The sequence below is a fragment of the Micromonospora sp. NPDC049836 genome (genome assembly GCF_044465125.1).
Taxonomy (GTDB): domain Bacteria; phylum Actinomycetota; class Actinomycetes; order Mycobacteriales; family Micromonosporaceae; genus Micromonospora.
In genome coordinates this window covers 576992-595370 of record NZ_JBITLH010000001.1, presented here as the reverse complement: position 1 = coordinate 595370, position 18379 = coordinate 576992, and the positions used below count along the sequence as shown (strand labels likewise).

Sequence of the window (18379 nt, the reverse complement as noted above, 5' to 3'; positions counted from 1 at the left end):
AACAGCCGCGTCAGGGATGTTACGGGAGCGCTCCCATGCACTCAACAACTCATTTCCGCACCCACTGCACCCGGCCCACCCGAACGCGACGATCATGAAGTTGGCAGGAGTGAATGCGGACAACTCCGCGGCCTGACTTCAATCTGATCTCCACCGACGCCATCACCCGCGTCGGCTGCGACCCTGCCCGGAGGTGCTGCTACTCGACGACGTCGAAGCCGACCAGGCCGAGGTGGCGCTTGTCGTCGGCGACAGCGTCAACGAGCCAACCCTGCGGACCCTACGTGCGCTGCGCCGTCAGAAGGCGGTTCCCGCGCTCGCACTGGTGGTGACCCACCGCTGCCACGCCGTGGCCTACGCGCTACGCAACGGCCTCATCTGGCACCAGCACGACCCAGCCGCAGATCTCCGGGCAGCGACCTGCCTGCCACTGCTCAGCCGAACGCCGGCCTGCGTCGGCCTCGTGTATGAGCCGGCGCCTGAAACTTGAGGGGGGTACCGCCGTCGGGCGCTCCTGCCGGCTTGCCGGCTCCCGAGCGGGGGCAGACGGCATCATCATGTTCGATGATGTGCGCGGTGTGTGCTCTCCAGCGGATGCCAACCCGGGTCAACCGGTGCCAACGCGGGTGACCCCGGCCGACCGCCGGTCGTAGACCGGGGTTCGTGTGCTCGGGCTGTGGTCCTGGGCTGGGAGAACGGCGGTCCGGGGAACGTGGGTGAAGGCGGGCCACTCCCTGCCACCCGGGGTGAACGCCCAGGTCGCTAGACTGAGCCCTCGCGCCCTCGTAGCTCAGGGGATAGAGCATCGGTTTCCTAAACCGTGTGTCGCAGGTTCGAATCCTGCCGGGGGCACCAGGTCACCGCCTTGATCAACGATCACTGGTCCGGCTTCCGGGGCTTTCGTGCCCGCTGCGTGCCCGATCGCCCCGCCAGCTTCGCCCGGCTCGCGTCCGAGTGCTGAGCGACTTCCGCGTCCCGACCGTCGACCGCGCGGGCGTAGTGGCGCGACGTCACGCTGGCATCGGCGTGCCCAAGCCGACGAGCGGCCACCAGGACGCCGTGCGAGTCCGCGACCCAGCTCGCGTGCGTGGCCCGCAGGTCGTGGGGCGTCACATTCACCAGTCCGGCCGACCGCACCACGGCGTTGAAGCGGCATCGGAAGCCGTGGTAGCTCTGCTGCCGCTGGTTGGTATGGGCCTGCCGGCCGGGGAGACGAACACGTCCGGCCCTTCGGGCAGCGTCACCAAGTGCTCACGGAGCAGCTGCACGACAAGACAGGATGAGTCCAGGCGCCGCAAGTGCCAGTAGCGAGATCCAAAGTACCGAGAGTCGGGGTGTGATCCGACGACGGTGCGCGGCGATGCCCGCCGGATGATTGCGGCGGTTCCAGCCGCCTGCTGCAGGGCGGCAGCAACCCGGGCTGGTACACCGGCGCGAACCACAGGGACAGCCTGATGGCCGGCCGTGGAAACGACCTGTCATACCGATGGCAATGCCAACACCCGAGCGCGGAGCTGATCCGCTAGCCAAAAATGGCAGTAGTCGCTTGCTAACCGGAGCGCTATGACGCTCCCAACTCATGTGTGGGTCGAGTGACGGAGAGCCACCAACCCGCGTCCCGACCTGCGTCTTGGTATTGGCGGTTCCGCTCGATCGCATGTCGCACTACCTCGTCCGGCAGCCGCACGCTGTGATCGCTGATGTAGTGCGCAAGCCCTTCAGGCCAGGTGTACGTGTCGTCGCTGTACTCCATAGCGCCGTTCATCTGGCCGCAGATGCGGCAGCGGCTGGAACCCATGTACAGGCGGGCGAGTGTGCCTTGGCTCAGGTACCACGACACTTGTCTCTTCTCGGCGTCGTCCCAACTCGTGTCGACCAGGTCGTGAGGGTCGGGGAACTCTGGGTGTTCTTCACTGCGCCAGTAGCCGATGACCCGCAGGGTGTGCACCCCGGGAGCCTAGCTTGCGGCCCTTGAACAGTCATGAGGGTTCAGGTGGGCGTACCGAGGCTGCGGCCCAGAGGAAGGCACACGCCTGGGCCGTCTAAGGGCAGTAGCTGGAAGACTGAGCGGTCAGCGGCGGGCACGAGTGGTCCGCACCACGACCGTCGCGAGCAGGCGTTCCGGTCATCACGGGCGGCGGATCACGCACTTCCAAACTGACGGTGCGACTGGCCCTGGTCTGCGATCTATCGCCTCGCGTTCTCGCCCTCAGCCTGCTCCCGTAGCCGCTGCCGCTTGAGGTCCACGCGCCATCGCTCGTGCTCCTGCAACACCACTCAAGCCAAGCAGGGCGAGGCAGACGATGAAGCACGCGAACGCGACTAGGGCAAGGATCAGGGAACGTTCGCCGTTGCCGGCAAGCAGCAGTAGCAGTCCGCCAACGCCGGAAGCGACCATGAGCGCGGCCACGCCCCGGTTCTCCGGTGGGTCTACCTGCATGGCGGGGTCTCCTTACTCGTGGTCGGCTCATGCCGTCGGCCAGCAACGAGCGACGTAAGAAGCAGTGACCTTCCGGGGCGCGATGCCAGCCGCGGGCCTCGATGACCGTGACGGCTCCAGCGAGGGCAATTCCAGTCCGCATCTAGTCCGCAAGAGGTCGGCGGATGGCGGGGGAGTGATGTGAGAGGTCGAGAGGTGTTTCCACTGGCAGATCGCCCGGTGACGAGGTCGGCGGGGCGGGCAGTTTGATCTCGTAATTCTCCAGTGACCGTGCCATCCATGCGCCAGTAGCCGGTACCCCGGACGGTCACCAGGGGGCGAACGGTCGCGCCCTACCTCCCTTGACCTCGGCCGCCAGGGCCCCTATCGGCCGCGATCTTCGTCCTTCCAGACTGAAGGTGTCCGTACGCTGCTCGGTGTGGCAGAGGACGAGGTGGTCTTGCGGCTCAGTCGTGACGAGGCGCTGGTTCTGTTCGAGTGGCTGTATCGCACCGACGAGACGACCAACGACTTCGCCGACCTGGTCGAGGATCAGGCGGAGCAACGGGCGCTGTGGAATCTCACTTGCCCACTGGAACGGGAGCTGGTCGAGCCGTTCTCCCCGCAGTACGCCGGGAGGGTCGAGCAGTCACGAGCCCGGTTGCGGGATGAGGGTTCATGACCGCCGGACCGCCGCCCATCAGGTCGAACACCGCGCCGACCAGTTCGCAGACTTGATCGGCGGGCAATCCGATCAGTGAGCGGGGCGGGTGTCAACCGAGCCGGTTCAGCACCTCGTCAGTAGTGACGACCTCGCCGAACCGCGGCAGGACCACCGTTAGTGCGTGGTCATGCTCCGCCGCCGTCATACCGCTCATCGCGTCGGCTACGAAGATGACCTCGAACCCGTGATCGGACGCGGCGCGCGCGGTCGACTCCACGCCCATCGTCGTGGCGAGGCCGGTCATGACCACTGAGTGCACACCGCGCTTCCGCAGCTCGTCGGCCAGGCCGGTTCCGTAGAACGCGCCAATGGTCTGCTTCACCACAACGACGTCGCCGGGCTGCGGCTCCATTTCCGGGACGAACCCACTGCCCGGCGGCTGCTCGGCAACGCCGGGCCGATCCACGCGGACCAGCACCACGGTTCCGCCGGCCCGGCGGAACGCCGTCACCAGGCGGCTCGCCCGGGCCACCACGTCGGCCCCCTTGTGGGGGCCCATGTCCTGCTCGACGATGCGCGGCATCAGGTCCACGACGATCAACGCGGTGCGCCCGGCGAGAAGTGGCTTGGTAAGGGGTGAAGGCATCCTGCGACCCTAACATTCGACAGCTGGGGCGTGGTGCGGGTTGACGATGTTGCTACGTACTGCGATGCTACGCCGGACGTAGTAAGGAGGCCGCCATGGCCGGACTCGCCGACCTCGGCCGGTTCTCCGAACCGGCCCTGCACATCCTGATCAGCCTCGCCGCGGGGCCCAAGCACGGGTACGCCATGCAGGACGACATCGGTGAGCTCACCGGCGCCCGCCCCGGCCCCGGCACGCTCTACGGCGCGATCCGCCGCCTGGAGGAGCACGCGTACATCGAGGCCCTGCCCGAGCAGGACCGGCGCAAGCCGTACCGGTTGACCGATGCCGGCCGCGCCGCCCTCGGCGCCGAGCTGCAGCGGATGCGGTCCCTCGCCGCGACCGGGCTGCGCCGGCTGGCGGTTGCCTGATGCGCGCCAGGATCATCCGCGCCGTGCTGGCGCTGTATCCGGCCGCGATCCGCGAACGCTACGGCGACGAGATCGCGGAACTGCTCGCCGCCAGCGACACCCCGGTCCGGGACCTGGCCGACACCGCCCGGTGCGCGGTGCACGACCGGCTCACCCGGCGGCCGGGCACGATCAGCGTGGCGCAGGCGCGCACCGCCGCGTTCACCGTGATCAAGCTGGTAATCGCGCCGCTCGCGTTCGGCGTGCTGCTCCTGCTGCTGCTGACCACGGCGGGTCTGCTGGCCGACGCGACCGGGGCGTACGAAGCCGCGCCCTACGGGTACGCGCTGGCCGTGGCGCTCGCCGCGGCCTCGATGTGGTGGTTCGGCCGGTGGATGGCCCGCTCGGAGCAGATCGTCGCGGCCGCCGTCGTGGTCCCGGCGGCGCTCGCGCTGGGCGTCGCGGCCATCAGTGCCGTACGACCCGTCGGTGAGGTGCTTGGCGAGGTGCGGGCCGGGTCGCTGGCGGCCGTGGCCTGCTGGGCGCTCGGCGCCCTCGTGCTCGGTTGGGCGGTGCGCGCCCTGCTGCGCCGGGGCCGCCGCGCCGCTGCCTGGCTCATCGGCGGGATCGGGGCGTTGCTGCTGCTCGACGCGGTCACCGCCGTGTACGTGTTCACCGCTCTGCCGGCTGAGCGCGCCCCGCGGCACAACGCGCCGCTGTGGTACCTGTCCACGATGAGCTGGTGGGATCCGGGCCTGGTCGACGGCGCGTATCGGCAGCTCGAGGACTCGATCAAGATGCTGCCGCCGATGCTCACCATGTGCACGGTCTTCCTGCTCGCCGTGGTCGGCGTGAGCGCGCGCCGGACCGCGCCCGGGTCGGCGTCCGGGCGGGTGCCGGCATCCTGATCCGACCGAGGACGGGTCAGCCGGGCAGGCGGTAGACGGAGACGTGGGAGCGGGACTCCTCGGTGAACTCGGCCCCGGACCAGTCCGCGTGCCGGGACTCCAGTTCGAAGCCGGCCAGCTGCCCCATCAGGTCCAGCTCGGCGGGCCAGATGTAGCGGTGCGGGCTGCGGTACAACCGCGCCTCGCTGCCCTCGCCGAACCGGAAATGGTGCGACACGACCCGCTGGCGCAGCACGTCGTAGGTGTCCAGGCCGAGGTAACCGGGCTCGGTGTGCCACACCGTCGCCTGCACGCCCGGGGGCAGCTTGCGCAGCTCGGGCACCCACAGCTCGATGACGAACCGCCCGCCGGGCCGGAGGTGACGGGCCGCGTTGCGGAAGCAGGCGACCTGCTCCGCCTGGTCGAGCAGGTTGGAGACGGTGTTGTAGACCAGGTAGACGAGGCTGTACTCACCGGGCGCCGTGGCGGTGGCCATGTCGCCGACGACGACCGGGATGGTGGCCTCGTCGGCCTTCGTCCGGAGCTGCTCGATCATCGGCAGGGACAGCTCGATCCCGGTGACCGGCACGCCACGTTGCGCCAGCGGGACGGCCACCCGGCCGGTGCCGACGGCGAACTCGAGGGCGCGCCCGCCGCCGGCGAGCGCGGCGAGGCGGTCCACGGTCGGCCCGAGGATCTCCGGTGCGAACATCCCGGTGCCCGGTGTGTCGTAGCGTTGGGCCGCCTCGGCGTCCCAGATCTCGTCCTGATGCACGGTGTCACGATCGCGGTCGATGCCGGCCCGGTGCAACGGGTTTCCCGGTCCGGGCGAGGCCGCGGCCGTGCGGGACGGGCCTCCGGAAACCGGCCGATGTCTCCCGGTCCGCGCTGTTAATCTGCGTGCGAGGGGCTGCGCCGGGTGGTCGGCGGCCCCGACCGGGCGCCAGCCCCGGGCCGTCGGGGTGGCAGTGGGTGAGTCGGTACCCTGCTAGTCCTGGCCTGCCCGCGACGACATGGTGGTACTTCGTGAACGATCTTCGAGTGGTGGCGTTCGACCTGGACGACACGCTGGCGGTTTCCAAGTCCCAGGTCGATCGTCGGATGGCGGAACTCCTCGGCCACCTGCTCACCGAGGTGGATGTGCTGGTCATCTCCGGTGGCCGGTTCGAGCAGTTCGTGATGCAGCTGCTGGCCCACCTCGACGTCACCGAGGAGCAGCGCGGCCGGCTGCACCTGATGCCGACCTGCGGCACCCGCTACTACCGCTGGCTCGACGGGGACTGGCGGCAGGTCTACGCCGAGGACCTCAGCGAGGCCGACAAGGCCCGGGTCGTTGCCGCGCTCACCGAGTCGGCGCAGGCGCTGGACCTCTGGGAGCCGAAGCCCTGGGGCGACATCATCGAGGACCGGGGCAGCCAGATCACCTTCTCGGCGCTGGGTCAGTCCGCGCCGCCGGCGGCGAAGTACGGCTGGGACCCGGACGGCAGCAAGAAGCAGCGGCTGCGGGACGCGGTCGCCGCGAAGCTGCCCGACCTGGAGGTGCGGGGCGGCGGCTCGACCTCGATCGACGTCACCCGCAAGGGCGTGGACAAGGCGTACGGCATGCGCAAGCTGCTGGAGTGCCTGGACCTGAAGATCGACAACGTGCTCTTCGTCGGTGACCGGCTCGACGTGGGCGGTAACGACTACCCGGTCAAGGCCATGGGCATCCGGTGCGTCGCCGTCACCCGCTGGGAGGAGACCGCCGACTACGTGGAGACCCTCGTCGACGACCTGGTGAAGCTGCGGACCGAGCCGGCCTGACCGCCGCCCCGGACCGGGGGACGGCGGCCGGCGGCGGGCGCCCGAGGACGGCGCGTACCGCCTCGGCGTGCGCGGTGGGGGCGCGGCCGATCGGCCGGGCCGGGCCGGCCGAGCGCCGGCACCGCGCGCCGCGGGCGGTTCCGGAACCGGCGGAGGCTGGCGGGATCGGTGTCGATGCGGTAGGAACGCGCTGAGAGCGCTCTCCCGTACCCTCACCGAACAGGCAGGCAGATGAGCTCAATGGACCCCTCCCGCCGCCGTTTCCTCACCGTCACCGCCGCCTCCGCGGCGTCGTTCACCGCCCTCGGCCTGCCGGCGCTGCCGGCCGCCGCCGCGTCCCCGGCCGGCCACGACCACGGCCACGACGCCGAGCCCGACCTCGGTCCCAACGTCTTCGTGTACGACCCCACCAGCCCGGTCGAGGAGATCCAGTCCACCCTGGACCGGCTCTTCGCCGCCCAGGAGCACAACGAGATGGGCGACGACCGGTACGCCGTGCTCTTCAAGCCCGGCCGGTACGAGGTGAACGCCCGGCTCGGCTACTACACCACCGTGGCCGGACTCGGCGCGCACCCCGACGACGTGGAGATCCACGGCGCGGTGCGGGTGATCGGCCAGCCCGACCCGAACTCCGAGGCCGGGATCTCAGCGCTGACCAACTTCTGGCGCTCGGCGGAGAACCTGGCCGTCACCCCGACCGACTGGTCGAACCAGTGGGCCGTCTCCCAGGCCTCCCCGATGCGCCGGGTCCACATCAAGGGCATCCTCTGGCTGGAGCCCGGCGAGGGCGGCTACTCCAGCGGCGGCTACATCGCCGACTCCAAGGTGGACGGCATCACCATCAACGGCTCCCAGCAGCAGTGGCTGACCCGGGACAGCGAGCTGGGCGGGGACTGGACCAACGGGGTCTGGAACCAGGTCTTCTCCGGGGTGGTCGGCGCGCCCGCGCAGGGCTTCCCCGACCCGCCGTACACCACCCTGCCGACCAGCCCGGTGACCCGGGAGAAGCCGTACCTCTTCGTCGACGGGCAGGGCCGGTGGCGGGTGGCGGTGCCCCGGCTGCGCCGCGACACCGCCGGCACCACCTGGGGCGCCGGCGCGGCACCGGTGCCGTCGCTGCCGCTGACCGACTTTTTCATCGCCCGGCCCACCGACTCCGCGAAGCGGATCAACCAGGAACTCTCCCGGGGCCGGCACCTGCTGCTCACCCCGGGCGTCTACCGGCTGGACCGGGCGCTGCGGGTGAAGCACCCGGACACCGTCGTGCTCGGCCTCGGCATGCCCAGCCTCGCCCCGACCACCGGCGACGCGGCCCTGCGGATCGAGGACGTCGACGGGGTACGGATCGCCGGGCTGCTGGTCGACGCCGGGCCGGTCGAGTCCGAGGTGCTGGTCGAGGTCGGCAAGCGGCACAGCCACCGGTCGCACGCGACCAACCCGATCTCCCTCCAGGACGTCTTCTTCCGGATCGGCGGCCCGCAGGTCGGCAGGGCGGTGACCAGCCTGGTGGTGAACAGCCGGCACACCATCATCGACAACATCTGGGCGTGGCGCGGTGACCACGGCAAGCCGGGCACCATCGGCTGGACCGTCAACACCGCCGCCACCGGCGTGGTGGTCAACGGCGACGACGTGACCGCGTACGGGCTCTTCGTCGAGCATTACCAGCGCTGGCAGACCATCTGGACCGGCGAGCGCGGCCGGACCGTCTTCTACCAGAGCGAGCTGCCCTACGACCCGCCGAGCCAGGCCGCCTGGCGCAGCCCCACCGGCAACGGCTGGGCCTCCTACAAGGTCGCCGGTGACGTACGCGAGCACGAGTCCTGGGGGCTCGGCGTCTACTCGTACTTCAACCAGCAGGTGGACATCCGCTGCGACCGGGCGATCGAGGCGCCCCGCCGGGCCGGCGTCCGCTTCCACGACGCGATCACCGTCTTCCTCGACGGTGACGGCGGCATCGAGCGCACCATCAACGAGGCCGGCACCCCGGTCGTCGGCTCCTACGGCACCAGCCCGGTGGTCAGCTACCCCTGACCCGGGCACCCGGCCCGGCCGTCCCGCGATCGCGGGACGGCCGGGCCGCCCCCGTGGCCCGGGACACCCGGGCTCAACCGGGAAGCTGCTCGGCCCGGGTGACCACCTGATCGATCAGGCCGTACTCGCGGGCCTGCTCGGCGGTGAACCAGCGGTCCCGGTCCCAGTCGCGCTGGATCTCGTCCACGGTGCGCCCGCTGTGCTGGGCCGTCAGCTCCTGCATGGTCCGCTTCACGTGCAGCATGTTCTCCGCCTGGATGGTGATGTCGGCGGCCGTGCCGCCCATCCCGCCGGAGGGCTGGTGCATCATGATCCGCGAGTGCGGCAGCGCGAAGCGTTTCCCGGCCGCGCCCGCGCAGAGCAGGAACTGACCCATCGAGCCGGCCAGCCCGAGCGCCAGGGTCGCGACGTCGTTCTTCACGTACCGCATGGTGTCGTAGACCGCCATCCCGGCGCTGACCGAGCCGCCCGGCGAGTTGATGTAGAGGAAGATGTCCCGCTCCGGGTCCTCGGCCGCCAGCAGCAGGATCTGCGCGCAGATCTGGTTGGCCGAGGCGTCGGTGACCTCGGTGCCGAGGAAGATGATGCGTTCGGCGAGCAGCTTCTCGAAGACCCGGTCGCCGAGGGCAGGCTGTCCCTCGTCCAGCATCCAGATGCCGTACCCCATGACCTGACCCCCTCCGTGCGCCGGCCGGGCGGGACCGCCCGGGACACCGGCGGTCTCCAGCCTGCGGCGGGCGGAGGTGGGCGGCCCAGCGTTTCTGCCGGCGGCAGATCCGCCGTCGGCAGAACGGCTCAGCCGGCCGGCGCGGTCGCCCCGGCCGTCGCGGTCGCGAAGTCGACGCCCCCGGCCCAGATCGTCTCGTACGCCTGGATCAGCAGTTGGGCCAGCGCCGGGTGCTCGATCAGCAGCGAGGTGCTCGACGCCTCGTCCGCCCGCGGGTCGCGCATCGACATGAGGACCCGGGCGCCGTCGGCGATGCAGAGCCGCATCGGCACCTCGGGCACCAGCCGGGCGCGCTCGCCGGCGCCGACGAACCCCCGGACGTGGGCGACCTTCGCCGGGTCGCCGAGCATGGCGTGCTCGTAGACGCAGCGCACGTCACCGCCGGCGCGGGACAACCGGCGCGCCACCTCCAGGCCGGTCGGGTTCTCCGCCACCAGATACGGCAGCTTCGCGAGGGTGAGCAGTTGGTGCCGGGCGCCGGCCTGGAGCTCGGCGAAGCGCTCGGCGAGCAGCTCCCGGTCGCGGATGACCTCCACATAGTCCAGCGGATCGTCCTCGGCGCGCCCGCGCGTCCACAGCGGAGTGAGCTGGTCGACCAGCTCCGCACCGGTCCGCTCGCGCCGCTCGTACGCGCTGCGGTGCACGGCCATCATCCGGTTGACCGCGGCCTCCGGGTCCACGGCCGCGTAGCGCACCACCGGTCCGGGGCGGACCCGGACCAGGCCGCGCTCGCTGAGCGAGTTCAGCACGTCGTAGATCCGCTGCCGGGGTACGCCGGAGGCGCGGGCGAGCTCGGCGGCGGTGTACCGCTCGCGGGTCACCAGGGCGAGGTACGCGCGCGCCGCGTACTGGGTGAGACCCAGCCCGATGAGGGCGTCGACGAGGGGCGTCAGGCCGGTCATGGCACCCACCGTAGCTGCCGGGGCAGCGGCACGGGAGATCAATCACAGGCATCGACGGATGTCAGGGCTTTACCGGTCATCGGCGGCTGTATATCGTCTGCCCCAGTGGGCACCACTGCCGGTGGTGACTACCCGCGCCGAGCGTCACCCCGTCGGGTGGCAGGGCGGCAGCGTGGGCGCGCTGGCTTCCTCCCAGCGCGCCCGGGGCAGGTCCCCTCGGGGGGCCGCAGCCCGGTGCCGGCCGCCTGACCGGCCGGCACCGGGACGCCACGGGCCCAGCCGGCACCGGGACGCCAGGGACCGAGCCGGCACCGGGACGCCACGGGCCGAGCCGATACCGGGACGCCACGGCCGAGCCGGGCCGACACCGGGACGCCACGGCCGAGCCGGGCCGACACCGGGACGCCACGGGCCGAGCCGGCCGGCACCGCAAGGCCGCGGGCCGAGCCCCGCGGGCTGCCGCGTGTTTGGCGCTCCGGTCCGGGTCGGTCCGTGCCGTGCGGTCAGACCCCCGCGGTCCGCCGCCGGATGACCGACCGGCGCGGCCGGCGGCGGGGCGGCGGTGGCGGGAGCAGCCAGAACCGGGTGCCCGCGCCCACCGTGGGCGTGGCGTACCCGCCGGGTCCGCCCGAGGCCGGCCCGAACGACGCCCCGAGCATGCCCCGGGTACCGAGCAGCGGGGTGCCCAGCCCGCCGGCCGGAGCCACCGGCCGGCACACCACGTGCGCCGACGGCCGGGAGCGCCGCGACCCGACCTGGAGGCGTACGCCGTCCCGGCCGGCCGGGGCGCGCTCCAGCCGGACCAGGCCCGACCCGGAGGTCACCGGCGCCCGCCGCTCCACCCGGCGCAACTCGTCACGGGCCTCCTCGAGCAGGTCCGACAGGTGGATGCCGAGGGCGCGGCAGATCGCCGCCAGCACCTCGGACGAGGCCTCCTTGCGCCCGCGCTCGACCTCCGAGAGGTACGGCAGCGAGACCCCGGCCACCTGGGCGACCTCGCGCAGCGTGCGGCCCTGCCGCAGCCGTACCCGGCGCAGCACCCCGCCGATCACCCGGCGCAGCAACGACATGCGGGCCTCCTCGCGGTCGTCGTTCGGGGACGCCCCCATCATGCCCCGTCCGGGCCGCCGGCACCGGCCCGGCCGGTCGCGCGCCTGCTGGTCACGCCACCGGGCGGGCCGGCCGGGGTCAGCGCCAGACGACCGCTCGGGAATGCCAGCTCGGCGCGACGTAGTGGACCTCGCCGACGATCGCCCCCTGGTCGTTGACGTTGATCGCGGTGCTGCCGACCGCGCCGTCGGGCAGCGGCAGCAGCTGGGACGAGGCGGACGGGTCCGGCCACATCATCGCCAGTCCGGTAGCCCCGTCGGTGCCGACCACCAGGTCGGAGTCGTTGACCGCCTGGGCGGACGGGGAGGCGGCACTGGTGGCCAGGCGACGCAGGGCCGTACCGTCCCAGAAGAACGAGCTGAACTGGCCCGTCCCGGTCACGCTCGTGCCCACCACGTGGCCCAGGTCGTTCAGTCCGTTGGCGTTACTGGTCGGCCCGCCCAGGGTGCCGAGGGTGCGGGTCACGCCGTTCTGCCAGACGAACGCCTGGTAGTGGTAGGGCCGCGGGTCGTCCCAGGACTGGAAGCCGTAGGTGCCGGCCACCTGGCCCACCTCGTTGACGGCGTACGCGCTCGCTCCGGACGGGACGTCCAGGGTGACGGTGCGGTCTCCGGACCGGACGAACGCGCGCCGGCCGGACGGGTCGTCGACGACGTTGTAGTTGCCGACCACCCGGTCGCCGGCCGTGTCGTACGCGATGGCACCGAACTCGCCGAGCCGGCCGAGGTCCTGGATCCGGCCGTCCACCCAGGCGACGGCGTGGGTGTGCCCGTCCACGTCCTGGCTCATGCCGACGATCCGGCCGCGCTCGTCGACCGCCTCCGCCTGGCTGTTCAGGCCGCCGAGGGTGCCGAGATCCTCGATCTGCCCGTCCACCCAGCGCACCGCGTGCCAGTATCCGGTCGCCCGCCGGGCCGCACCGACCACCACGCCCTGCCCGTTGATGTCCTTCGCGCCGGCGCTCAGGCCATCGAGCGACGGCAGCAGGACCGGGGTGCGGGCGGCGGTCGGCATCGGCGCGGGCGTCGTGGGGATCGGCGGCGGAGGGGTGGCCGGTGGCGCCGTGGGGGTCGGCGACGACGTGGCGGTCGGCGACAGCGTTGGTGCCGCCGTCGGCGACGGCGCGGGTGAGCCGGTGGGCGACGGTGAGCTGGTGGGCTTCGACGGCCGGGGCTTCGGCGAGGCACCCGGGCGGCCGGCCACCGCCGGCGCCGCGCTGGTCAGCACCATTCCGAGGACCACGGCACCCGTGGCCAGTAACCTGCGGTTGCGCATCCGGCTTCCCCTCGTGACGACGATCGACGCCCCCGAGTGTCGCCGGCCGGCACGGCCACCGATGTGACGAGATCCTTACCGATGGTGCGGAGGGCGCGGGGAACCTGGCCCGGGAGGCCGCGCGGCGGCGTACCGGCTATCTTGTGCCAGTGCAGGCGACGGCGGCGGAGCGGGACCGACAGTGATCCATTTTCCCGCGCAACGGCGGGGGCCGCTGAGCGCGCTGAGTCTGCGCCTGCTCGCCGCCCTGGGCCTGGTGTTCGCCGTGGTGTTCGTGGTCTGGCTCGACCGGGACGGTTACCGCGACGTCAACGAGGACGGGCTCACCGTGCTCGACTGCTTCTACTACGCGGTGGTGTCGCTCTCCACCACCGGGTACGGCGACATCACCCCGTCCGCTCAGTCGGCGCGCCTGGTCAACGTCCTCTTCGTGACCCCGGCCCGGGTGCTCTTCCTGATCATCCTGGTCGGCACCACGCTGGAAGTTCTGACCGAGCAGTACCGGACCGGCCGTCGCCTGTCGCACTGGAGGAGGACCGTGAAGGACCACGTGATCATCTGCGGCTACGGCACCAAGGGTCGCAGCGCGGTCTCCGCCCTGCTGGAGAACGGGGCGGACAAGTCCAAGATCGTGGTGGTGGAGCGGAGCGGTCCCGCGCTGCGGCAGGCCACCTCGGCCGGCCTGGTCGCGATCGAGGGCTCGGCCACCCGCTCGTCGGTGCTCGAGCAGGCCCACGTCCGGACCGCCAAGTCGGTGATCATCGCGACCGACAGTGACGACGCCTCCGTGCTGGTGGCGCTGACCGTCCGCCAACTCACCGCCGGCCAGGTGCGGATCATCGCGGCGGCCCGCGAGGCGGAGAACGCGCCCCTGCTCAAGCAGAGCGGCGCGCACCACGTGATCGTCTCCTCGGCGACCGCCGGCCGGCTGCTCGGCCTCTCCACCTCCGCCCCGCCGCTGATCGACGTGGTGGAGGACCTGCTCACCCCCGGGCAGGGCATGGCGCTGGCCATGCGGTCCGCCGAGCGCAGCGAGGTGGGCAAGTCGCCCCGGGAGTTGGAGTCGCTGGTCATCGCGCTGGTCCGCCGGGGCAAGGTGGTCACGCTGAACGATCGGGCGGCCGCGGTGATCGAGACCGGCGACATGCTGGTGCACGTCCGCGACGACCGCCCGCACTCGGCCACGGTCGGCTGACCGGGCCCGGACAGCGCCCGCCGGGGCCCTCATCACGACAGGGCCGCTGCCCGCCCTCATTGGCGTCAGCGCCTCCGCCGGCCCTCATCGCGCCGGCGCGCCTCAGCAGGCGGTGTCCGGCTCCCCGCCGTCCGTCAGGGCGTCGGTGCAGGTGACCGGGGCGCCGCTGGCGGCGCGCCGGAGCAACTCGTAGAGCGTGTCGCGCTCGGCCGGTTCCAGCGCGCCGAGCACCTCGTCCTCGGCGGCGGCGAGGGCGCATTCCGCCTCCCGGAGGCGTTTTCCGCCGGTTTCGGTGAGGTGTACCACGTGCCGGCGCCGGTCGGCCGCTGAGCGCCGCCGCTCGACCAGGTCTGCCGCCTCCAGGTCGTTGAGCAGGCCGACCACGTTCGTGCCGTCGATCTGCAACGTGCTGGCCAGGCCCTGCTGGCTGATGTCCCCGGCGTCGCGCAGCACGGTGAGCGCGACGAGATGCCGGGGCCGCAGGCCGAGCGGCGCGAGCACCGACTCCGACCGCAGCCGCATCCGCCGGGCCAGGTGGTCCAGGAGCGCCCCGGAGCGGCGCTCCGACTCGTCGACCGGCACGGCAGGCATGTGACCCAGTTTACCGAGCCAGTGGAAGATCTGCCTGCTATAAATAGTTCGTGCTTCACAAACGATCCTTGGAGGGTTAGCCAAATGGCACAGCTGTTGCACATCGACTCGAGCATCCGGGGCGAGCACTCGACCAGCCGGCGGCTCACCGCCCGAGCCGCCGCGGCCTGGCGCGCCGCCCATCCCGGCGGCACCGTGACCTACCGGGACCTGGGCCGGAACCCGCTGCCCCACCTGGACGAGGCCGGCGGCCTCGCCCGGATGGTGCCGGCCGAGCAGCACAGTCCGGAACAGCGCGCGTCGTGGGCGCTCTCCGAGGAACTGGTGGCCGAGGTGAAGCGGGCCGACACCGTCCTGCTCGGGCTGCCGCTCTACAACTACGGGGCGCCCAGCAGCGTGAAGACGTGGGTGGACCACCTCATCGCGCCGGGCATCGCGTACGACCCGGTCACCAACGCCGGTCTGCTGGGCGACCGGGAGTTCATCGTGCTGGCCAGCCGGGGCGGCGGCTACGGCCCGGGCACGCCGCGTGCGGGCTGGGACCACGCCGAGCCCTGGCTGCCGCACGGCCTCTCGCTGACCGGGATCCAGCCGCGCTTCATCACCGCCGAGCTGACGCTGGCTCCGGTGAACCCGGCCATGGCCGAGCTGATCCCGCTGCACGAGGCGAGCCTGGCCACCGCGGAGCGGGAGATCGACGAGCTCTGGGTGCCCGCCTCGGCCGCGGCCTGACCGGGGCCGTCCGACAGACGCAGAGGGTGGCGCTCCGTCCGGAGCGCCACCCTCTGCGCGGTCAGTACCGGCCGGTCAGAGAATCGTCCAGGTGTCGCCACCGGCGAGCAGGCCGGCGAGCTGCTCCTCCGGGGTCTCGCTGACCGCCGCCCGGGCGCTGGCCACCTGCTCCTGCACCACGCTGTCGTACGACGCCCGCTGCACCGAGCGGAACACGCCGATCGGGGTGTTGCGCAGGTCCAGGCCGGGCAGGCGGGACAGCGCGAACGCGTACGCGGGGTCGTTGACCGTCGCGTCGTGCACCACGATCTCCTCGGCCGGGGTGGCCGCGGTCTCGCGTACCTCCAGCCCGAAACCGCCCGGCGGGTGGACGACGCAGAACTGCCCGTCCTTGCCGAACGTGATCGGCTGCCCGTGCTCCAGCCGGATCAGGTGGTCGTCCCGGGTCGCCGGCTCCTTGAGCGGGTCGAAGGCGCCGTCGTTGAAGATGTTGCAGTTCTGGTAGATCTCCACGAACGCGGAACCCTGGTGGGCGGCGGCGGCCCGCAGCACCGACTGGAGGTGCTTGCGGTCGGAGTCGATGGTCCGGGCCACGAAGGTGGCCTCCGCACCGAGGGCCAGCGAGAGCGGGTTGAACGGCGCGTCCGCCGAGCCGACCGGCGTCGACTTCGTGATCTTGCCGACCTCGGAGGTCGGCGAGTACTGCCCCTTGGTCAGCCCGTAGATCCGGTTGTTGAAGAGCAGGATCTTGAGGTTGACGTTGCGGCGCAGCGCGTGGATCAGGTGGTTGCCGCCGATGGAGAGCGCGTCGCCGTCCCCGGTGACCACCCAGACCGACAGGTCGGGCCGGGTCGTGGAGAGGCCGGTGGCGATCGCCGGGGCACGGCCGTGGATCGAGTGCATCCCGTACGTGTTCATGTAGTACGGGAAGCGCGAGGAGCAGCCGATGCCCGAGATGAAGACGATGTTCTCCCGGGGGATGTTCAGCTCCGGCATGAAGCCCTGGACGGCGGCCAGGATGGCGTAGTCACCGCAGCCGGGGCACCAGCGCACCTCCTGGTCGGACTTGAAGTCCTTGGCGGTGAGCTTGAGGGCGATGGGCTCAGACATTCTTCACGACCTCTTCCAGCATCGTCTCCAGCTCGGCGGCGGTGAACGGCAGGCCGCGGACCTGGTTGTAGCCGACCGCGTCGACCAGGTACTTCGCCCGGATCACGTGGGCGAGCTGGCCGAGGTTCATCTCCGGGATGACCACCCGCTGGTAGGAGCGGAGCACCTCACCGAGATTGGCCGGCATCGGGGCCAGGTGGCGCAGGTGCGCCTGGGCGACGGAGAGCCCGCGCTGCCGCAGCCCCCGGCACGCGGCGCCGATCGGGCCGTACGTGGAGCCCCAGCCGAGCACCAGCACCCGCGCGTCGCCGTCCGGGTCCTCCACCTCGACGTCCGGCACCGGGATGGTCTCGATCCGGGCCGCCCGGGTACGCACCATGAAGTCGTGGTTGGCCGGGTCGTACGAGATGTCGCCGGTCTTGTCGGCCTTCTCGAGGCCGCCGATCCGGTGCTCCAGGCCCGGCGTGCCGGGCACCGCCCACGGCCGCGCCAGGGTCTCCGGGTCCCGCAGGTACGGCAGGAAGGTGGTGCCGTCCTCGCCGTTGGGTTGGCTGGCGAACTCGACCCGCAGGTCGGGCAGGCTCGCCACGTCCGGCAGCAGCCACGGCTCGGAGCCGTTGGCCACGTAGTTGTCGGAGAGCAGGATGACCGGCGTGCGGTAGGTCAGCGCGATGCGCGCCGCCTCCAGGGCCGCGTAGAAGCAGTCCGCCGGCGACTTCGGCGCGATCACCGCGACCGGCGCCTCGCCGTGCCGGCCGTACAGCGCCATGTTGAGGTCGGCCTGCTCGGTCTTGGTCGGCATGCCGGTGGACGGCCCGGCGCGCTGCACGTCGACGATGACCAGGGGCAGCTCCAGCGCCACCGCCAGGGAGATCGTCTCGCTCTTCAGCGCCACCCCGGGGCCGCTGGTCGTGGTCACCCCGAGCGAGCCGCCGTAGGACGCGCCCAGCGCCGCGCCGACCGCCGCGATCTCGTCCTCGGCCTGCATGGTCACCACACCGAGCTTCTTGTGCTTGCTCAGCTCGTGCAGGATGTCCGAGGCCGGGGTGATCGGGTACGCGCCGAGGAAGACCGGCAGCCCGGAGCGGACGCCGGCGGCGACCAGGCCGAGCGAGAGCGCCGCGTTGCCGGTGATGTTCCGGTAGGTGCCCGGCAGCATCTTGGCCGGCTTGACCTCGTACCGGACGGAGAAGTCCTCGGTGGTCTCGCCGAAGTTCCAGCCGGCCCGGAAGGCCGCGATGTTCGCCGCGACCAGCTCGGGACGGGCCGCGAACTTGCGCTCCAGGAAGCGCAGCGTCGACTCGTAGGGGCGGGAGTACATCCAGCTCAGCAGGCCGAGCGCGAACATGTTCTTGGCCCGCTCGGCGTCCTTCTTGGACACGTCGTGCTCGGCCAGCGCGCCGACCGTCATCGAGGTCAGCGCCACCGGGTGCACCACGTAGCCGGCCAGCGAGCCGTCCTCCAGCGGGCTGGTGGTGTAGCCCACCTTGGCCAGGTTGCGCCGGTTGAACTCGTCGGTGTTGACGATGATGTCCGCGCCGCGCGGCAGCTCGGCCAGGTTGGCCTTGAGCGCCGCCGGGTTCATCGCCACCAGCACGTTCGGGGCGTCACCGGGGGTCAGGATGTCGTAGTCGGCGAAGTGCACCTGGAAGCTCGACACGCCCGGCAGGGTGCCGGCGGGCGCCCGGATCTCGGCCGGGAAATTGGGCAACGTGGAGATGTCGTTGCCCAGCTGGGCCGTCTCAGAGGTGAACCGGTCACCGGTGAGCTGCATGCCATCACCCGAGTCACCGGCGAACCGGATCACCACCCGGTCCAGTTGACGGATCTGCTTGGTCACGCCCGCACCTCGCTTCGCTCAGCGCCGTCGCAGGGGCGGCTGAACATGTTGGTGA

At 71.6% G+C, this 18379-nt stretch carries 19 protein-coding genes, 1 tRNA gene and 1 pseudogene; 10 read left to right on the top strand and 11 right to left on the bottom strand.

Translation table 11 applies throughout. The features are described from left to right. Positions 1-193 precede the first annotated feature (193 nt). Positions 194-490 (top strand): hypothetical protein, encoded by a 297-nt coding sequence (locus ACIBPB_RS02810; protein WP_396837884.1) that lies wholly within the window; start codon positions 194-196, stop codon positions 488-490. Positions 491-779: 289 nt separating this feature from the next. Next, positions 780-855: transfer RNA gene (locus ACIBPB_RS02805), tRNA-Arg, on the top strand. Positions 856-876: 21 nt separating this feature from the next. Here the strand turns inward: ACIBPB_RS02805 and ACIBPB_RS02800 are convergent. Both ACIBPB_RS02800 and ACIBPB_RS02795 read right to left on the bottom strand, forming a co-directional pair. Continuing rightward, positions 877-1179: pseudogene (locus ACIBPB_RS02800) on the bottom strand (tyrosine-type recombinase/integrase); the annotation flags it as partial. Between the two features lie 382 nt (positions 1180-1561). Then, entirely contained in the window at positions 1562-1948 is a 387-nt protein-coding gene (locus ACIBPB_RS02795) for a hypothetical protein (RefSeq protein WP_396837883.1), read from the bottom strand. Positions 1949-2858: 910 nt separating this feature from the next. Between ACIBPB_RS02795 and ACIBPB_RS02790 the strand changes: the two genes are divergently transcribed. Then, positions 2859-3101 (top strand): hypothetical protein, encoded by a 243-nt coding sequence (locus ACIBPB_RS02790; protein ID WP_396837882.1) that lies wholly within the window; start codon positions 2859-2861, stop codon positions 3099-3101. Positions 3102-3192: 91 nt separating this feature from the next. Here ACIBPB_RS02790 and ACIBPB_RS02785 read toward each other — a convergent pair whose 3' ends face one another. Then, on the bottom strand, positions 3193-3729 hold the full coding sequence (locus ACIBPB_RS02785; protein ID WP_396837881.1) for an isochorismatase family protein: 537 nt from the start codon (positions 3727-3729) through the stop codon (positions 3193-3195). Between the two features lie 95 nt (positions 3730-3824). Here ACIBPB_RS02785 and ACIBPB_RS02780 point away from each other — a divergent pair, with 95 nt between their 5' ends. After that, a complete protein-coding gene (locus ACIBPB_RS02780; RefSeq protein WP_313720739.1) occupies positions 3825-4139 on the top strand; it encodes a PadR family transcriptional regulator in 315 nt (104 codons plus the stop codon). After that, positions 4139-5026, top strand: coding sequence for a hypothetical protein (locus ACIBPB_RS02775; RefSeq protein WP_396837880.1), 888 nt, complete (start codon positions 4139-4141; stop codon positions 5024-5026). The genes ACIBPB_RS02780 and ACIBPB_RS02775 overlap by 1 nt, the downstream gene beginning before the upstream one ends. Before the next feature lie 16 nt (positions 5027-5042). Here the strand turns inward: ACIBPB_RS02775 and ACIBPB_RS02770 are convergent, their stop codons facing one another. Further along, positions 5043-5780, bottom strand: a complete 738-nt coding sequence (locus tag ACIBPB_RS02770; RefSeq protein ID WP_396837879.1) for a class I SAM-dependent methyltransferase — start codon at positions 5778-5780, stop codon at positions 5043-5045. 251 nt (positions 5781-6031) lie between these two features. Here ACIBPB_RS02770 and ACIBPB_RS02765 point away from each other — a divergent pair, with 251 nt between their 5' ends. Together ACIBPB_RS02765 and ACIBPB_RS02760 are read left to right on the top strand one after the other, a co-directional pair. Continuing rightward, positions 6032-6808 (top strand): HAD-IIB family hydrolase, encoded by a 777-nt coding sequence (locus ACIBPB_RS02765; protein ID WP_396837878.1) that lies wholly within the window; start codon positions 6032-6034, stop codon positions 6806-6808. 240 nt (positions 6809-7048) lie between these two features. Next, positions 7049-8842: an adenylyl cyclase gene (locus ACIBPB_RS02760; RefSeq protein ID WP_396838170.1), complete on the top strand. Its 1794-nt coding sequence runs from the start codon at positions 7049-7051 to the stop codon at positions 8840-8842. A 73-nt stretch (positions 8843-8915) separates the two neighbouring features. Here the strand turns inward: ACIBPB_RS02760 and ACIBPB_RS02755 are convergent, their stop codons facing one another. From ACIBPB_RS02755 to ACIBPB_RS02740, 4 genes are all read right to left on the bottom strand, one after another. Next, positions 8916-9509, bottom strand: coding sequence for an ATP-dependent Clp protease proteolytic subunit (locus tag ACIBPB_RS02755; RefSeq protein WP_396837877.1), 594 nt, complete (start codon positions 9507-9509; stop codon positions 8916-8918). A 128-nt stretch (positions 9510-9637) separates the two neighbouring features. After that, positions 9638-10471, bottom strand: a complete 834-nt coding sequence (locus ACIBPB_RS02750; RefSeq protein WP_396837876.1) for a TrmB family transcriptional regulator — start codon at positions 10469-10471, stop codon at positions 9638-9640. Between the two features lie 503 nt (positions 10472-10974). Next, entirely contained in the window at positions 10975-11541 is a 567-nt protein-coding gene (locus ACIBPB_RS02745) for a helix-turn-helix domain-containing protein (protein WP_396837875.1), read from the bottom strand. A 118-nt stretch (positions 11542-11659) separates the two neighbouring features. Then, a complete protein-coding gene (locus ACIBPB_RS02740; RefSeq protein ID WP_396837874.1) occupies positions 11660-12595 on the bottom strand; it encodes a hypothetical protein in 936 nt (311 codons plus the stop codon). On the opposite strand from ACIBPB_RS02740, the gene ACIBPB_RS02735 reads away from it, so the two are divergent. Together ACIBPB_RS02735 and ACIBPB_RS02730 are read left to right on the top strand one after the other, a co-directional pair. Then, a complete protein-coding gene (locus tag ACIBPB_RS02735) occupies positions 12576-12923 on the top strand; it encodes a hypothetical protein (RefSeq protein WP_396837873.1) in 348 nt (115 codons plus the stop codon). The two genes, ACIBPB_RS02740 and ACIBPB_RS02735, sit on opposite strands and share 20 nt — an antisense overlap. A gap of 114 nt (positions 12924-13037) precedes the next feature. Next, positions 13038-14051, top strand: a complete 1014-nt coding sequence (locus ACIBPB_RS02730; RefSeq protein WP_396837872.1) for a potassium channel family protein — start codon at positions 13038-13040, stop codon at positions 14049-14051. Between the two features lie 102 nt (positions 14052-14153). On the opposite strand, the gene ACIBPB_RS02725 is transcribed toward ACIBPB_RS02730, so the two are convergent. Next, positions 14154-14642, bottom strand: a complete 489-nt coding sequence (locus ACIBPB_RS02725; protein ID WP_396837871.1) for a MarR family winged helix-turn-helix transcriptional regulator — start codon at positions 14640-14642, stop codon at positions 14154-14156. Positions 14643-14726: 84 nt separating this feature from the next. Here ACIBPB_RS02725 and ACIBPB_RS02720 point away from each other — a divergent pair, with 84 nt between their 5' ends. Next, a complete protein-coding gene (locus ACIBPB_RS02720; protein WP_396837870.1) occupies positions 14727-15374 on the top strand; it encodes an FMN-dependent NADH-azoreductase in 648 nt (215 codons plus the stop codon). 75 nt (positions 15375-15449) lie between these two features. Here ACIBPB_RS02720 and ACIBPB_RS02715 read toward each other — a convergent pair whose 3' ends face one another. After that, positions 15450-16484, bottom strand: coding sequence for a 2-oxoacid:ferredoxin oxidoreductase subunit beta (locus ACIBPB_RS02715; RefSeq protein ID WP_396837869.1), 1035 nt, complete (start codon positions 16482-16484; stop codon positions 15450-15452). Further along, a complete protein-coding gene (locus ACIBPB_RS02710; RefSeq protein ID WP_357319762.1) occupies positions 16477-18324 on the bottom strand; it encodes a 2-oxoacid:acceptor oxidoreductase subunit alpha in 1848 nt (615 codons plus the stop codon). Before ACIBPB_RS02710 ends, ACIBPB_RS02715 begins: the two co-directional genes overlap by 8 nt. Positions 18325-18379 lie beyond the last annotated feature (55 nt).

Excerpts from the sequence above, each read along its gene's own strand:
- ACIBPB_RS02785 (WP_396837881.1), bottom strand. The coding sequence starts at position 3,729 with ATGCCTTCACCCCTTACCAAGCCACTTCTCGCCGGGCGCACCGCGTTG.
- ACIBPB_RS02780 (WP_313720739.1), top strand. The coding sequence starts at position 3,825 with ATGGCCGGACTCGCCGACCTCGGCCGGTTCTCCGAACCGGCCCTGCAC.
- ACIBPB_RS02775 (WP_396837880.1), top strand. The coding sequence starts at position 4,139 with ATGCGCGCCAGGATCATCCGCGCCGTGCTGGCGCTGTATCCGGCCGCG.
- ACIBPB_RS02760 (WP_396838170.1), top strand. The coding sequence starts at position 7,049 with ATGGACCCCTCCCGCCGCCGTTTCCTCACCGTCACCGCCGCCTCCGCG.
- ACIBPB_RS02755 (WP_396837877.1), bottom strand. The coding sequence starts at position 9,509 with ATGGGGTACGGCATCTGGATGCTGGACGAGGGACAGCCTGCCCTCGGC.
- ACIBPB_RS02750 (WP_396837876.1), bottom strand. The coding sequence starts at position 10,471 with ATGACCGGCCTGACGCCCCTCGTCGACGCCCTCATCGGGCTGGGTCTC.
- ACIBPB_RS02745 (WP_396837875.1), bottom strand. The coding sequence starts at position 11,541 with ATGTCGTTGCTGCGCCGGGTGATCGGCGGGGTGCTGCGCCGGGTACGG.
- ACIBPB_RS02740 (WP_396837874.1), bottom strand. The coding sequence starts at position 12,595 with ATGCCGACCGCCGCCCGCACCCCGGTCCTGCTGCCGTCGCTCGATGGC.
- ACIBPB_RS02725 (WP_396837871.1), bottom strand. The coding sequence starts at position 14,642 with ATGCCTGCCGTGCCGGTCGACGAGTCGGAGCGCCGCTCCGGGGCGCTC.
- ACIBPB_RS02720 (WP_396837870.1), top strand. The coding sequence starts at position 14,727 with ATGGCACAGCTGTTGCACATCGACTCGAGCATCCGGGGCGAGCACTCG.
- ACIBPB_RS02715 (WP_396837869.1), bottom strand. The coding sequence starts at position 16,484 with ATGTCTGAGCCCATCGCCCTCAAGCTCACCGCCAAGGACTTCAAGTCC.